Here is a 14,624-nt window from a genome sequence, read left to right as displayed (position 1 = left end):
AAGAATGGCAGACGGTGCAGGTCAAGGCCGGCCAGACCCTCGCCGACATCTTCCTTGCCCAGGGCCTGTCGATGACCGACCTGCAGCACGTCATCGACGGCGCGGGCGGTGCGAAGGTGTTCCACCAGATCAAGCCGGGCCAGGAGTTCCAGTTCCTGGTCGGCGCCGACCACACGCTCAAGGGTGTGCGTTTCGATCAGGACGAGGCCAACATCGCCACCCTGCGTATCGACGGCGACAAGCCGCAGCTCACCACCCAGACACGTGACGTGCAGCGTCGCGAGCACATCGCGCACGGCGTCATCGACAGCTCGCTGTTCGGCGCGGCCTCGCAGGCCGGCATGAGCAACGCGATGGTGCTGAAGCTTGCGGAGGTGTTCAAGTTCGATATCGACTTCGTGCAGGACCTGCGCGTCGGCGACAACTTCACCGTCGTCTACGACGACGTGTACAGCGATGGCGCGTTCCTGCGGGAAGGCGACATCGTCGCCGCCGAGTTCGTCAATCAGGGCAAGCGTTACACCGCCTACCGGTACAAGAACGGCGACGGCAAATACAGCTACTTCAGCGAGGAGGGTCGTCCGCTCACCGGCTCCTTCCTGCGCATCCCGGTCGATTTTACCCGCATCTCCTCGCAGTTCAGCGCCGGCCGCATGCATCCGATCCTCGGCAAGATGCGCGCTCACAAGGGCGTCGACTACGCCGCACCCACCGGCACGCCGATCCACGCCGCAGGCGATGGCGTCGTCAAGTTCCGTGGCTGGATGAACGGCTATGGCAACTTCGTGGTCATCCAGCACAACGCCACGATCAGCACCGCCTACGGCCATATGTCGAAGTTCGCCAACCTGCGCGTCGGCCAGCGTGTCAGCCAGGGCAGCACCATCGGTTTTGTCGGTATGACCGGCCTCGCCACCGGCCCGCATCTGCACTACGAATTCCGCGTCAACAACGTGCAGCGCGATCCGCAGACGGTCACCCTGCCCAAGCCCGAGCCGCTTCCGGCCGCGCAGCTGGCCAGGTTCAAGAAGGAAGTGGTCGGTCCGCAGCTCGCCCGCCTGAAGCAGGTCGACAACAGCACCAAGCTTGCACGCGCCGACAACGGCACGAAAAGCACCGACTGATTCGTGGCCAACGCTGACGGCCTCTACATCGGCCTCATTTCCGGAACCAGCGCCGACGGCATCGACGCCGCGCTGGTCCGCTTCGAGAACGAGTCGCCGGCGCTGGTCGCCGGACTGACGCATCCATGGAACGATGACCTGCGCCGGCTGATCCTCGCCGTGGCGCAGGACGAGGAGCGGCTCGACCTCGACCGCTATGGCCGGCTCGATGTCGCCGTAGGCCTGGCCTTCGCGGAGGCGGCGCACGCCGTACTCGGCATGGCGGGCGTACGCGCCGATGAGGTTGTCGCCATCGGTTCGCATGGGCAGACGATTCGTCATCGCCCGGGTGGAGACCACCCGTTCACCCTGCAGATCGGCGACGCCTCCGTGATCGCGGAGCGTACGCGCATCGATACCGTGGCCGACTTCCGCCGCGCCGACGTGGCCGCCGGCGGCCAGGGCGCGCCGCTGGTGCCGGCGTTTCACGCGACGGTACTGCGTCCCTCGGCCGGTTCGCGCGTCGTACTCAATCTGGGCGGCATCGCCAACGTCACACGGCTGGGCGCGGACGGTGGCGTCACCGGCTTCGATACCGGTCCCGCGAACGGATTGATGGACGCGTGGTGTCTTCGTCATCGCGGCGAAGCGTTCGACAGGGACGGCCACTTCGCGGCATCGGGCCAGATCGACGAACGCCTGCTTGCCGGGTTGCTGGACGACGCCTACTTCGCCCTGCCACCGCCCAAGAGCACCGGTCGCGAACATTTCCACCTCGCGTGGCTGGACATGCATCCGAGCGTGGCCGAACTGCCTCCTGAAGACGTGCAGGCGACACTGCTCGCCCTGAGCGCGGTGAGTGTCGCCGAGGCGATCGGGCGGCATGCGCCGGATGCCGTCGACGTCATCGCCTGCGGTGGTGGCGTGCATAACGCCGCGCTGATGGGCGCGATCGCCGCCCGCCTCGAAGGGCGCCCACTGTTGCGGAGCACGCAGTTCGGGATCGATCCCGACATGATGGAGGCGATGGCGTTCGCGTGGCTTGCCTATCGCCGACTGCGCCGCGAGCCGGGAAACCTGGCGGCGGTGACAGGGGCGACTGGCCCCCGGCTGCTGGGTGCCCTCTACGCGGCACCGCTGAGCTGAATCCATCGAGCGACGGCTAGAACGTCTCGGACCGCTGTGACGCCTGCCGGGTCGCGGCGTCGGCGAGCGACGACGGCGAGGCTTGCGCCAGCGCCGCGAGTGCCTCCTGGAACGCCGCCTGCTCTTCGGCATCCCACGCACCGGTGAGGTGGGCGATGTCACCGGGTTCGAGCAACAGCTCGCTGAACACGTCGCCCGGACTCAGACCCAGCCCGTAACGCAACGCGTGGAGAATGACTTCATTGATCGACCAGCGGCGTTCCCGGGCGAGCGCTTTGATCCGCTCAGCCATTTGCTCGTCGATATGTCTTACAACAATATCTGGCACGTGCGTTACCTCCTCGCGCATGCCCCCTGTGCCGGAAATCTTACACAGTTTTGGCACGTTGCAAAGACAGGCCGTTCGGCCTAATCCGTGTTGACGGCCTCGGGACGCGGCATCTTACGCCACAGCAGACCCAGCAGAACGAGCGTCGGCACGATGGAAACCGTACTTACGATGAAGAGCGCCGCGTAACCGGAATCCTTGACCAGAAAGCCGGAAAGACCGCCCATCAGCTTGCCGGGCAGGTTCGCCAGCGCACTGAGCAAGGCGTACTGCGTGGCGGTGAACTGTCGGTTGACCAGCCCCGACATGAAGGCCACCAGCACGGGGCCCGCAAACCCTTGCGCGAAGTTGTCCCCCGACAACGTCGCCACGAAAGCCCACGTCTGCCCCGGATTCATCGCCATCAGAAGATAGAGCAGGTTCGACAACGCGACACCGACAGCGGCGACGGCGAGCAGGCGCCGCATCTCGAAGCGGGTCACGGCCCAGCCGCCCAGCAAGGCGCCGGCGATGCCGATGATGACGCCATACACCTTGGAGACTTCGGCGATCTGCGTCTTGCTGAAGCCCGCATCCAGATAGAACGGATACGCCATGACGCCGAGCATCTGATCCGGTAGGCGGAACAAGGCCACGAAAAGCAGCAGCGCCAGTGCCAGGCCAAGGCCGTAACGGGACAGGAAATCGCGGAACGGACCGACGAAGCCCTCCTGAATGGCGACGCTCAGCGGCACGCGCTCGCGCACGCGGTGCTCCGGCTCGCGCGCCACCAGCACCGCCAAGATGGGAATGACGAGCAGCGCGCATATCGCGACGTAGCCGCGCTGCCAGCCGAGCGCATCGGCCACGATCAGGATGCCTGCGCCGCCCGCAATGAGGCCGAGGCGGTAGCCGAGCGTGTACGTGGCCGCGAGGGCACCCTGCGCTTCCGGCGGAGCGATCTCGACGCGGTACGCATCCACCACGATGTCGATGGTCGCGCCGGCGAAGGCGGCCACCAGCGTCACGCCCATGAAACGCGCCAGCGAAAGGGTCGGCGGGAAGCTCGCCATGCCGAGCAGACCGATACCGAGCAGGATCAGGGCGAACAGCAACCAGCCGCGACGCAGTCCCAGTCGTCCGAATAAAGGCAGGCGCCACTTGTCGACCAGGGGCGCCCAGAGAAACTTGAAGTTGTAGGCAAACGTGACGTAACTGGCGACGCCGATGGCGCCGTAGTCGACGCCCGACTCCTTCAGCCACGCGGACAGCGTATTGCCGACCAGCAGGAATGGCAGGCCGGACGCCAGGCCGAAGAACAGCATGATGACCGCGCCCGGCTGGGCGAACGCGGCGCTGACGCCACGCAGGCCCTTGTAGCGGGACGCGCCTGGCGCCTGGCTCACTCGGCGTAATCCACGATGAAGGGGGCGTGGTCCGAGAAACGCTCGTCACGGTAGATCGAGCAGTCGCGCAGGCGGTCGCGCAGACCCGGCGTCACGATCTGGTAGTCGATACGCCAACCCACGTTGTTGGCGCGGGCCTGACCGCGGTTGGACCACCAGGTGTACTCGACGGCGTCGGGCTTCAGCGCGCGGAAGCTGTCCACCCAGCCGATCTCCTTGAAGAGCAGGTCGAGCCACGCACGTTCTTCAGGCAGACAGCCCGAGTTCTTCTGGTTCGACGTCCAGTTCTTGATGTCGTTTTTCGTGTGGACGATGTTCCAGTCGCCACAGAGCACGTACTCGCGTCCGCTGGCCGCCCACTCACGAAAAATCGGGGTCAGCCATTCCATGATCCGGAACTTGTACTGCTGACGCTCGTCACCGGATGAGCCCGACGGGATGTAGAACGACACCACGCTGAGGTTGCCGTAGCGCGCCTCGATATAACGCCCTTCGCAATCGAAGTCCTCGCGACCCAGCGACACGCGTACTTCGTCCGGCTCGCGCTTCGAATAGATCGCCACGCCGCTGTAGCCCTTCTTGCTGCGCGCGTCGTGATAGAAGCAGTGATGGCCGTCCGGACGGAACATCGGATCGGTGAGCTGCGACTCCTGGGCCTTGGTTTCCTGCAGGCAGACGATGTCCGCATCCTGTGCGCGAAGCCAGTCGAAGACACCCTTCGTGGCGGCGGAGCGGATACCGTTGGCGTTCAGAGAAATGATGCGCATGGGACCTTGATCGGGTATTCGACGATCCCGCCATCATACCTGCGCCTACAATGAGCGCATGAGCCAGCCCGTCCGCGTCACGCCCGTCACCGCCGAACTCCGCCACGCCGTCCTCGACGTCGCGGTGCACCCGGCCCAGTTGCCCTTTGTCGGACGCGCGGTCGATTCGATGGCCGATGCCGCCGTCTGCCCGGGCAGCGAGGCCCTGGCCCTGCTGGTCGAGGATGATGTCGTCGGTTACGTGCGCATCGACCGTCGCGCGGTGGCCCTGGGCGACCATCCCCTGGTGGACGGCGCGGTCGCGCTGCGCAGCTTCATGATCGATGCCCGCTGGCAGGGGAAAGGCCTGGGCCGTCGCGCCCTGGATGGCATCCAGGCCTATGTCGAAGGCCGGCACCCGGACAAGGAGCGCATCCTGCTGATGGTGAACGTACGCAACGAAGCGGCGGTCCACGTCTACCGCAGCGCCGGGTACCTCGAACACGACGAGCTGTACCATGGCGGCCCGATCGGCCCGCAGTACGTGATGTGGCGCCTGTTGCATCCCTGGAAACCCTGAGAGAGACCGACGTGCACGACTACCAGCGCGAATTCATTGAACTGACCCTTGCCCGTGATGTGCTGCGCTTCGGCGAGTTCACGTTGAAGTCGGGTCGCAGCAGCCCGTACTTTTTCAACATGGGCCGGATCGACTCCGGTGCCGCCCTCGCCCGGCTCGGCCGTTCGTACGCCGCCGCCGCGACGCGCTCCGGCGTCCCTTTCGACATGCTGTTCGGCCCGGCTTACAAGGGGATCGCCCTGGCCGCCGCGACCGCGATCGCTCTGGCCGACACCCAGGACCGGGACGTGCCCTGGGCCTACAACCGCAAGGAGGCCAAGGAGCACGGCGAAGGCGGCACGCTCGTCGGCGCACCGCTCAAGGGCCGCGTACTGATCGTGGATGACGTGATGACCGCCGGCACCGCCGTGCGCGAATCGCTCGAACTGATCAGGTCGCAGGGCGCCGAGCCCGCCGGCGTGCTTATCGCACTCGACCGCCAGGAACGCGGTCAGGGCGAGCTGTCGGCGGCACAGGAAGTGGCGGCACAGTTCGGTATCCCGGTCATCGCCATCGCGACCCTCGCCGATGTGCTCACCTACGCGGGGGAGCGCCCTGAACTGGCCAGCGAACACGGTCGCCTGCTGGCTTATCGCGAACGATACGGTGTCAGCGCCTGACCGAAAACCGCGACTGCGTCACGCGTAAAAGGCCGCTTGCATCCGGCAAGCTGGCCTCTCTCCGTGCGCTGGCTATACTCAGCCGACAGGAGGGGGACATCATGCAGGCAGTTCGTTACATCCTCGCGGGGGCGGCACTGTGCCTTGGCACGACCGCGTTCGCCGCGGGTCAGGACAATACGAGAAACAACAGCGCGTTCCGTTACAAGTGGAAGGATGCGAGCGGCCAGTCGTTTTTCAGCGACAGCCTGACGTCCGATGCGATGAAAGCCGGCTACGACGTCGTCAACTCGCAGGGCGTCGTGATCAAACACGTCGACCGTCAGCTGACCACGGACGAACGCGCCGCCGCAAAGAAGCTCGCCGATCAGCAGGCAGCCGCCCAGGCAGCCGCCGATCAGCAAAAGCGCGACGACGCGCAGCTGCTCAACGCGTATCCCAATGAAGCCGCCTTCGCCACGGCGAAGCAAGCGGAACTGGACAACGTCGAACAGGCGGCGCGCACCACGCGGCTGAATCTGCAGGGACAGGAGAAGGCACTGGCCGACCTGCTCAACCGCGCGGGCGACCTCGAACGCGGCAAGCAGCCCGTGCCGCCGTATCTCAGCTCCCGCATCACCGAACAGCGCAACACGGTGGCCGGGTTACGCGCCACGTTGCAGCGCCAGATGACCGCGAAGGATGCGGCCCAGGTGAACATGGACGCGCAACTGAAGCATTACCGTGAACTGAAGGCCGCCGCCGGCCGCTGAGGCCGACGGCCCGGCGCTCAGAACGGCAGGGGCAGGTTCCGGTCGACCGCCAGCAGACGCTGGCGGAAGGCCTGCTTGATACGCTCGAGCGACTTCGCGTTGTCGGCATCGAAACGGAAGATCAGGGCCGGCGACGTATTGGATGCACGCACCAGCCCCCAACCATCCGGCCAGTCGACACGGATACCGTCGATCGTCGTGACCCGGGCGTCTTCGAAGCTGGATACGGCGCTGAAGCTTTCCATAAAGCGGAACGCCGCGCCTTCCTCCGCGACCGGCATTTTCAGCTCCGGGGTGGACACGCTCCTGGGCAGCGCATCGAACAATTCCGCCACGCTGGGTTCCTCGAGATCGCCGGCAACGATCTCGAGCAGGCGGGCGGCGGCGTAGATGCCGTCGTCGAAGCCATACCAGCGATTGTTGTCCGCGAAGAAGAAGTGGCCGCTCATCTCACCGGCCAGCGCGGCCCCGGTGTCGCGCATCTTGCTCTTGATCAGCGAATGTCCGGTGCGCCACATCAGCGGCACGCCGGCGGCATCCTGGATGACCTTGCGAAGATGGCCCGTGCACTTGACGTCGTAGATGACGGTCGCACCCGGATTGCGGGACAGCACGTCCTGAGCGAACAGCATCAGCAGCCGGTCGGCGAAGATGATCTCCCCGCTGGCCGTGACCACGCCGAGCCGGTCGCCATCGCCGTCGAACGCGATGCCCAGATCGGCACCGATGGTATGCACCGCCGCGATCAGGTCGCCCAGGTTACGCGGGTCGGACGGATCGGGGTGATGGTTCGGGAAACGACCGTCGACCTCGCAGTACAGCGGAATGACTTCGCAGCCGATGTCCTCGAGGACACGGGGCGCGACGACACCGGCCGCGCCGTTGCCCGCATCGACCACCACTTTCAGGCGGCGCTCCGCGGAGACGTCACCGACGATGCGGGCCACATACGGCTCGATGATCGACTGCTCACGCCAGGTGCCGACGCCGTCTTCCCGCAGCCGGCCGTCTACGATCCGGCGGTACAGATCGGTGATGGCGGCATCGGCCAGCGTCTCGGCGCCGACCACGATCTTGAAACCGTTGTGGTCCGCCGCGTTATGACTGCCTGTGACGGCCACACCGCAGCCGGTACCCAGATGGTAGGCGGCGAAATACACCAACGGCGTGGGAACCAGGCCGATATCGATCACGTCGATGCCGGCGGCACGCAGGCCGTCCGACAATCCCGCGGTCAGCGCTTCACCCGACAGACGGCCGTCCCGGCCGACCACGATCTCGTGCAGACCGCGTTCGGTCATCAGACCGCCGATGGCCTGACCGATACGGCGTGCCACGTCGGCTGTGAGCGACGTGCCGACCACGCCGCGGATGTCGTAGGCGCGGAAGATCGACGGATCGATCGCCGCCGGAGCGGCGGCCGGCGCACGCACCGTCTCGCGGACCATGTCGCCGCCCGCCGATGGCGTCGGCGGGAGGCGCGGTTTCCGCGGCACCTCGGCGACGAGGATCTCGGGCTCGGGCTCGGCTTCGACGACCGTCGGTTGACGACGGCTGGACCAGAGCAGGAAGCCACCGCCGCCCAGCCCGATCACGGTGAGCAACACGGCCAGGAGTTCGGAATGCGGAATGACGATGAAGGCTTCGGGCATCGCCGCCCTTACATACAAGGAGGTGCCGGCGATGACGGTTTCCTGCCCCTCCAGCCCGACGGATCGCGCGCCTTTCGCAAGCAGCGTCGTGCCGGTGTCTCCTTCGCCTTGCCTCAGGGCCAGACGACCGCCGCCCGGCGAGGAAGCTTCGAACCGCGCCGCCAGGTCGTCGAACGGATATTCGAGCCACGCCCAGGCGCGCACCGTACCGCCGACCGAAATCGGTTCAGCGACCGAGAGATTGCGCTCGCTGCCATGCAGGGTCGTCGCCGCGACCGGCGGCTCGGACGAGCCGAGGGCCGCCATCAGCTGCGCCGCCTTGGCATAGCCGAATTCGCGGAAGTTGGCCCGGACCACTTCGTCCAGCCCGGCGCTGTACACCTCGACGATCTTCGCCGCCGGCAACAGGGCATGTAACCGCGCAGCCGCCGCGGCGTGATCGTCGATCACCGCTTCCACGGATGGGTCGGCCGCCGCGCGCAGGAACTGCTGACGTTTCGCGCCGTAAAGGCTGGCAAGCTCGCTCACGGTCTGCCGCTGCGCCGCACGCGTGCGCTCGGCCGCGGCGCTTTCGTCCGCGATCAGCCAGGCCTGCCACGCACAGAACGCACCCGCCACGATAAGCAGCGTCGCGCCGGCCAGCGGCAGCAAACGTCGCAGATCGGTCCGGGACCCCCGCCCTTCCCCACCCTCTTTCCCAGCCATGGTGCCCCTTGTATCCCTCGGCGAATCAGCCAATACCGGTCGAACCGAACCCGCCTTCGCCCCGCTGCGAAGGTGCGAATCCTTCCACTACGCGCAACCGCGCCCGTCCCACCGGAACCAGCAATAATTGCGCAACCCGGTCACCCGGCGCGATGGTCACATGTGCGTTTCCACGATTCCAGCACGAAATCATCAGCGGCCCCTGGTAGTCGGCATCGATGACGCCCACCAGGTTGCCCATGACCAGACCCTGTTTATGCCCCAGGCCCGAGCGCGGCACGATCAGAGCACACCAGGCTGGGTCGCCGATGTGAATGGCCAGACCCGTCGGTACCAGAAGGCTCTCACCGGGGGCCAGCGTCACGGGGGTATCCAACGCCGCCCGCAGATCCATGCCGGCACTGCCGCCGGTGGCCGGCTCAGGCAAGGGAATGGTGTTGCCGAGCCGCGGGTCGAGGATCTTCAGTTCGATGTCGATCAAGAGGTGTGTCCGTGTGCAGCCAGGAAATGATGGGCGACGTGCTGGATCAGATGACGCGCCAGTTCGGTCTTCGGCATCTCGGGTAGCACGATGTCGCCATCGGGCCAGTAGAGATGCAGTGCGTTATCCGCCACCTCGAAGCCCTTGCCCGCCCCCACTTCGTTGGCGGCGATCATGTCCAGGCCCTTGCGACGCAGCTTGTCCTGGGCGTAACCGGACACCTCCCGCGTTTCGGCGGCGAAGCCGACGAGGTACGGATGCACCGGTCGCGCGGCGAGCGCCCCGATGATGTCGGGGTTCTCGGCCAGTTCGAGGCGTAACGGCGCGCCGTCGGCCTTCTTTAGTTTGTGACCGGCGACATCGGCGGGACGGTAGTCGCCGACCGCGGCGGCGCCGATGTAGATAGCCGCGCCGTCGGATGCTGCCAGCACGGCGTCGTGCATCTGACGGGCGCTGCGCACATCCACGCGTCGTACGCCGTGGGGTGTCGGCAGCGATACCGGGCCGGCAACGAGGGTGACGTCCGCGCCGGCATCGCGTGCGGCGGCGGCCACCGCGAAGCCCATGCGGCCCGAGCTGCGGTTGCCGATAAAGCGTACGGGATCGATGTCCTCGTACGTAGGGCCGGCACTGACCACGACACGACGGCCGCGCAGCGACTGATCGCCGAACGAGGCGACGAGGATGTCGCGGAGCTCATGCGGCTCGAGCATGCGGCCCGAGCCGATGTCGCCGCAGGCCTGATCGCCGTCGGCGGGACCGAGGACGCCGACACCTCTGACCCGCAGCGTGCCGACATTCGCCTGTACGGCGAGGTTGGCCCACATCTGCTGGTTCATCGCCGGAGCGACGTAAACAGGCGCGGCGGTGGCGAGCACCACGGTGGTCAGCAGGTCGTCGGCATGGCCGTGCGCGAGCCGCGCGAGGGTGTCGGCACTCGCCGGCGCGATCAGAACGCGCTCCGCCCAGCGGGCCAGTTCGATGTGGCCCATCGCGGCCTCGCCCTGCTCGTCCCACAGGCTGACACGCACCGGCTGCCCCGAAAGCGCCTGGAAGGTGGTCGGTGTGACGAAATGCGTGGCGCCTTCGGTCATCACCACGCGCACCTCGGCCTCGAGGTCACGCAGGCGGCGGACGAGTTCGCAGATCTTGTAGGCGGCGATACCACCGGTAACGCCAATGAGGATGCGACGCTGGCGAAGACTCATGGCAAAACGGCGCGGTGGCGAGGGGTCATCAAGCTTAGCGGACCGGCTCATGCCTCGCACCCATATTGCCCCGCATTTTCAGAATCGTTCTATCGCCATTCGTCCGCGACGATCCTAAGTTGGGGATCTCTCCGGCCGCGGGCTGGTCATCAGGAAGAACGACTCATGAAGCGGGGGCATCTCCATCGTTCGGCCGTGCGCGACAACGCACCGGCATTCAACGCGACGACCGCCGGCGCGCCCGGCGTACGCGGTCTGACCATCCGGGAGTGGCCGGTCGGCGACCGCCCTCGCGAACGCCTGCTGGCTCACGGCGCGAGCGCGCTGTCCGACGCGGAGCTGCTCGCCGTCGTCCTCGGTAACGGTGTCGCCGGACGGGATGCCGTCGCCACCGGCCGGGCACTGCTCGCCCAGGCGGGCAGCCTGGGCCGTCTGCTCTCGGATCCCGACCAGTTGCCCAGACTCAGCGGCGTCGGCCCGGCCAAGCGGGCACGGCTGGTCGCGACCATCGAACTGGCCCGCCGGTCATTGAAAGAAGAACTCACCGACCTGCCGGCCATCGGTTCCTCGGAAGACAGTGCCGCTTATCTCAAGGCACGGCTGCGGCACCTTCCTTATGAGGTGTTCGCCTGCCTGTTCCTGGATACCCGGCACCGGGTGCTCGGGTATGAAGAACTGTTCCGCGGCACACTCGACGGCGCCAGCGTCTACCCGCGCGAGGTCGTCCGGGCCTGCCTGCGTCATCACGCGGGGGCGGTGATCCTCGCCCACAATCACCCGTCCGGCGTGGCCGAACCGAGCCGGGCGGACCGCGAGATCACCCGCGTGCTGGTCGACGCCCTCAAACTCATGGATATCCGGGTTCTCGATCACCTGGTGATCGGGCAGGGCGAGCCAGTGTCCATGGCGGACCGGGGACTGATCTGAGTCCGGATTTCAGGCAAAGAAAACGGCGCGAGTGCCGCTCGCGCCGTTGGGGTCACCATTTCGAGGGAGGGGCGTGGTGAGCCCTCTGTGCCGTTGGGCCGGGGAGACACCGGGCACACGAAGAATTGTGACGATGGGCGATGACAGCCCCGTGACGTGGCGGCGCATGACGTGTGACGCGTGCAGTGAAAGCGTCGGAAGACGCCGCCGCGGCACTTGCGGGATTCGACTTATGCACATTCCACCGATTTGCCACTTGGACGTCACAGCTGGTGTCTCGGCGCAAGTCAGTCTTGCAAGTCATTGTTTATACGATACTTTAGTTGTTACGCCATGATGTCAACGAGGCGCCATGTGGCGCGGGGTCGCAGCGCGTCGTTATTGCCCACAGAGTTATCCACAGGCTGTGGAAAACCGGGAGCTACCCTGGACGATCGGCCCATGTGGCCCTTCTGATAGGATTGCCGGTTCCATATCCGCGTCGCCCATCCCGTGAAAGCACAGCTGAAACAACTCGTCCTGCAGGCCATCGGGGCTATGCGTGAGTCCGGCAAACTGCCGTCCGATTTCGTCGCGCCCACGTTCGTGATCGAGCGCACGCGCAACCGCGAGCACGGCGACTTCGCCACCAACGTGGCCATGATGATGGCCAAGGCCGCCGGCCGTAAGCCGCGCGATCTCGCCACGGACCTGGTCGAAGCGCTTCCCGCCTCCTCCCTGGTGGGCAAGGTCGACATCGCCGGCCCGGGCTTCATCAACTTCTTCCTGGCTCCGGCCGCCTTCCACGCCGAGATCGATCGCGCGCTGGCCGAAGGCGACCGCTACGGGCACAACCGCGACGGCGGTGGCCGTACGGCGGGCGTCGAGTTCGTCTCGGCCAACCCGACCGGCCCGCTGCATGTCGGCCATGGCCGCGCGGCGGCGATCGGCGACAGCCTGAGTCGCCTGCTGGCCGCCAGCGGCTGGAAAGTGTTCCGCGAGTTCTATTACAACGACGCGGGCGTGCAGATCGCAAACCTGGCCCTGTCCACCCAGGCGCGCGCCAGGGGCATCGCCCCGGACGAAGCGGGCTGGCCGGAATCCGGCTACCGCGGCGACTACATCGCCGAAGTGGCCCGCGCCTTTCTGGCGAAGGAATCGGTCGAAGCCGACGGCGAGACCGTCGTCGGTACCGGTGACGCCGACAACCTGGACGATATCCGTCGCTTCGCCGTGGCCTACCTGCGCAACGAGCAGGATCTGGACCTCAAGGCGTTCGGTGTCGGTTTCGACGTGTATTACCTCGAGTCGTCGCTCTACAGCGAGGGCCGGGTCGACGAGACCGTGAAGGAGCTCGTGGCCCACGGACATACCTATGAGGAAGGCGGCGCGCTGTGGCTCCGCTCGACGGATTTCGGTGACGACAAGGACCGCGTCATGCGCAAGTCCGATGGCACGTTCACCTATTTCCTCCCGGACGTGGCCTACCACCGCACCAAGTGGCAGCGCGGCTACGAGCGCGCCATCACCGAGCTGGGTTCGGATCACCACGGCTCCCTGGCCCGCGTGAAAGCCGGCCTGCAGGCGCTCGACACAGGCATTCCGAAGAACTGGCCGGAATACGTGCTGCACCAGATGGTGACGGTGATGCGCGGCGGCGAAGAGGTGAAGATCTCCAAGCGCGCCGGTTCCTACGTCACCCTGCGCGACCTCATCGACGAAGCGGGCCGTGACGCCACGCGTTACTTCCTGATCGCCCGCAAGGCGGATTCGCAGCTGGTCTTCGACATCGACCTGGCCCGCTCGCAGAGCAACGACAACCCGGTCTATTACATCCAGTACGCGCACGCGCGCGCCAGCCGCGTCTTCCGCGAACTGGCCGACCGCGGGCTGTCCACGGATCGGGGCAACGGTCTCGCGAAGCTCGACCTGCTCGCCACCGAGCACGAGTCGGCGCTGATGGTCGAGCTGTCGCGTTATCCCGAAATGGTCGAGTCGGCAGCCGCCAATCTGGAACCGCACCTGATCGCGCAGTATCTGCGCGAACTCGCGGGCGCGCTCCACAGTTACTATCACGAGCATAAGTGGATCGTGGACGACGCCGATCTGCGTGACGCCCGCCTCGCGCTTGTGGCGGCCACGCAGCAGGTGCTTCGCAACGGTCTGGATCTGCTGGGCATTTCGGCCCCGGAGAGCATGTAAATGGCAACACGCAAGAAGGCGACGAAAGGCCGTCAGGCCGTCCGCAACGGTTCGAGCGGCGGCATGCCCGGCTGGGGCTGGGCACTGATCGGCATCCTCGCCGGCGCCCTGCTCATGGCCTTCGCCATGCGCGGCACGCTGATTCCCATGATGCAGAAGCAGCAGGGCCCGGCGCCGAACCCGGAAGCCACCGCGCAGAAGGGCAGCGACCCGGGCGTCGTCGAGCAGACCGCACCCGAGAAACCGAAGAAGCCGTCGTACGATTTCTACTCGGTGCTCTCGGAGAAGGAAGTCCGCATTCCGGACGCCGAGATCCGCGCCCAGGCCAGTGCCGAAGCCCAGCAGCAGAAACAGCAGCAACTGGCCGCGCAACAGACCCAGCAGGCGCAGGCTCAGCAGGCTGCCGCCGCCCAGCAGCAGGCTCAGGTGCAGCAGGCCGCGGCGAATCTGCCGAAGGCCGCGACGCAGACGGTCACCGCCGCTCCGTCACAGCCCGCCGCCCCCGCTGCCGCGACGGGCAGCCCGGGTTACCTGTTGCAGGTTGGCGCGTTCCCGAGCGCCGCCGATGCGGAGGCATTGAAGGCCAAGCTCGCGTTGCAGGGCTTCGTTGCCAACGTCCAGTCGGTGAAGGTCGGCTCGCAGACCTACAACCGCGTGCGCCTCGGCCCGTTCAAGTCCGCGACCGATCTGGAAGGCACCAAGCAGCGCCTGCAGTCGGCGGGCATCAGCGCGATTGCCCTGAAGGAAGGCGGCTGAGGTCACTCCCCCGCC

The 14,624-nt window shown here is 66.5% G+C and carries 14 protein-coding genes (1 of these 14 running past the window's edge); 8 read left to right on the top strand and 6 right to left on the bottom strand.

Features of this window, described 5'->3' with window-relative positions:
• On the top strand, positions 1-1,124 hold the 3' portion of the coding sequence (locus FA87_RS00645; RefSeq protein ID WP_043691671.1) for a peptidoglycan DD-metalloendopeptidase family protein. Its footprint begins 376 nt before the window's first position; the window shows 1,124 of its 1,500 coding nt (coding positions 377-1,500); its start codon lies beyond the left edge, outside the window; the stop codon is at positions 1,122-1,124.
• Between the two features lie 3 nt (positions 1,125-1,127).
• On the top strand, positions 1,128-2,249 hold the full coding sequence (locus FA87_RS00640) for an anhydro-N-acetylmuramic acid kinase (RefSeq protein WP_043691669.1): 1,122 nt from the start codon (positions 1,128-1,130) through the stop codon (positions 2,247-2,249).
• Positions 2,250-2,265: 16 nt separating this feature from the next.
• Here FA87_RS00640 and FA87_RS00635 read toward each other — a convergent pair whose 3' ends face one another.
• From FA87_RS00635 to FA87_RS00625, 3 genes are all read right to left on the bottom strand, one after another.
• Complete coding sequence (locus FA87_RS00635) at positions 2,266-2,577, bottom strand: ribbon-helix-helix protein, CopG family (RefSeq protein WP_052191473.1); 312 nt, start codon at positions 2,575-2,577, stop codon at positions 2,266-2,268.
• Between the two features lie 80 nt (positions 2,578-2,657).
• Positions 2,658-3,881 carry an MFS transporter gene (locus tag FA87_RS00630; RefSeq protein WP_081996667.1) on the bottom strand — a complete coding sequence of 408 codons (1,224 nt, stop codon included), beginning with the start codon at positions 3,879-3,881 and terminating at the stop codon, positions 2,658-2,660.
• Between the two features lie 77 nt (positions 3,882-3,958).
• On the bottom strand, positions 3,959-4,729 hold the full coding sequence (locus tag FA87_RS00625; protein ID WP_036116645.1) for an exodeoxyribonuclease III: 771 nt from the start codon (positions 4,727-4,729) through the stop codon (positions 3,959-3,961).
• Positions 4,730-4,787: 58 nt separating this feature from the next.
• Between FA87_RS00625 and FA87_RS00620 the strand changes: the two genes are divergently transcribed.
• From FA87_RS00620 to FA87_RS00610, 3 genes are all read left to right on the top strand, one after another.
• Positions 4,788-5,288 carry a GNAT family N-acetyltransferase gene (locus FA87_RS00620; protein ID WP_043691664.1) on the top strand — a complete coding sequence of 167 codons (501 nt, stop codon included), beginning with the start codon at positions 4,788-4,790 and terminating at the stop codon, positions 5,286-5,288.
• Positions 5,289-5,299: 11 nt separating this feature from the next.
• The gene (pyrE, locus tag FA87_RS00615) at positions 5,300-5,947 is read left to right on the top strand and encodes an orotate phosphoribosyltransferase (RefSeq protein WP_036116650.1); all 648 of its coding nucleotides are present in this window, start codon (positions 5,300-5,302) and stop codon (positions 5,945-5,947) included.
• A 101-nt stretch (positions 5,948-6,048) separates the two neighbouring features.
• Positions 6,049-6,699: a hypothetical protein gene (locus FA87_RS00610; protein WP_043691662.1), complete on the top strand. Its 651-nt coding sequence runs from the start codon at positions 6,049-6,051 to the stop codon at positions 6,697-6,699.
• A 17-nt stretch (positions 6,700-6,716) separates the two neighbouring features.
• Here FA87_RS00610 and FA87_RS00605 read toward each other — a convergent pair whose 3' ends face one another.
• The 3 genes from FA87_RS00605 to coaBC are packed head-to-tail and all read right to left on the bottom strand — an operon-like array spanning position 6,717 to position 10,745.
• On the bottom strand, positions 6,717-9,056 hold the full coding sequence (locus FA87_RS00605; protein WP_043691660.1) for a phosphomannomutase/phosphoglucomutase: 2,340 nt from the start codon (positions 9,054-9,056) through the stop codon (positions 6,717-6,719).
• A gap of 25 nt (positions 9,057-9,081) precedes the next feature.
• Complete coding sequence (dut, locus tag FA87_RS00600) at positions 9,082-9,537, bottom strand: dUTP diphosphatase (RefSeq protein WP_043691658.1); 456 nt, start codon at positions 9,535-9,537, stop codon at positions 9,082-9,084.
• Positions 9,534-10,745 (bottom strand): bifunctional phosphopantothenoylcysteine decarboxylase/phosphopantothenate--cysteine ligase CoaBC, encoded by a 1,212-nt coding sequence (gene coaBC, locus FA87_RS00595; RefSeq protein ID WP_043691656.1) that lies wholly within the window; start codon positions 10,743-10,745, stop codon positions 9,534-9,536. The genes dut and coaBC overlap by 4 nt, the downstream gene beginning before the upstream one ends.
• A 255-nt stretch (positions 10,746-11,000) precedes the next feature.
• Here coaBC and radC point away from each other — a divergent pair, with 255 nt between their 5' ends.
• From radC to FA87_RS00580, 3 genes are all read left to right on the top strand, one after another.
• Positions 11,001-11,672, top strand: a complete 672-nt coding sequence (gene radC / locus FA87_RS00590; RefSeq protein WP_036118650.1) for a DNA repair protein RadC — start codon at positions 11,001-11,003, stop codon at positions 11,670-11,672.
• 492 nt (positions 11,673-12,164) lie between these two features.
• Positions 12,165-13,853 carry an arginine--tRNA ligase gene (gene argS / locus FA87_RS00585; protein WP_036116658.1) on the top strand — a complete coding sequence of 563 codons (1,689 nt, stop codon included), beginning with the start codon at positions 12,165-12,167 and terminating at the stop codon, positions 13,851-13,853.
• On the top strand, positions 13,854-14,609 hold the full coding sequence (locus tag FA87_RS00580) for an SPOR domain-containing protein (RefSeq protein ID WP_043691654.1): 756 nt from the start codon (positions 13,854-13,856) through the stop codon (positions 14,607-14,609).
• Positions 14,610-14,624 lie beyond the last annotated feature (15 nt).

The organism is Luteibacter sp. 9133 (assembly GCF_000800155.1).
Classification (GTDB): Bacteria; Pseudomonadota; Gammaproteobacteria; order Xanthomonadales; family Rhodanobacteraceae; genus Luteibacter; species Luteibacter mycovicinus.
The sequence above is the reverse complement of the archived record's forward strand: the minus strand, read 5'-3'. Positions and strand labels throughout refer to the sequence as shown.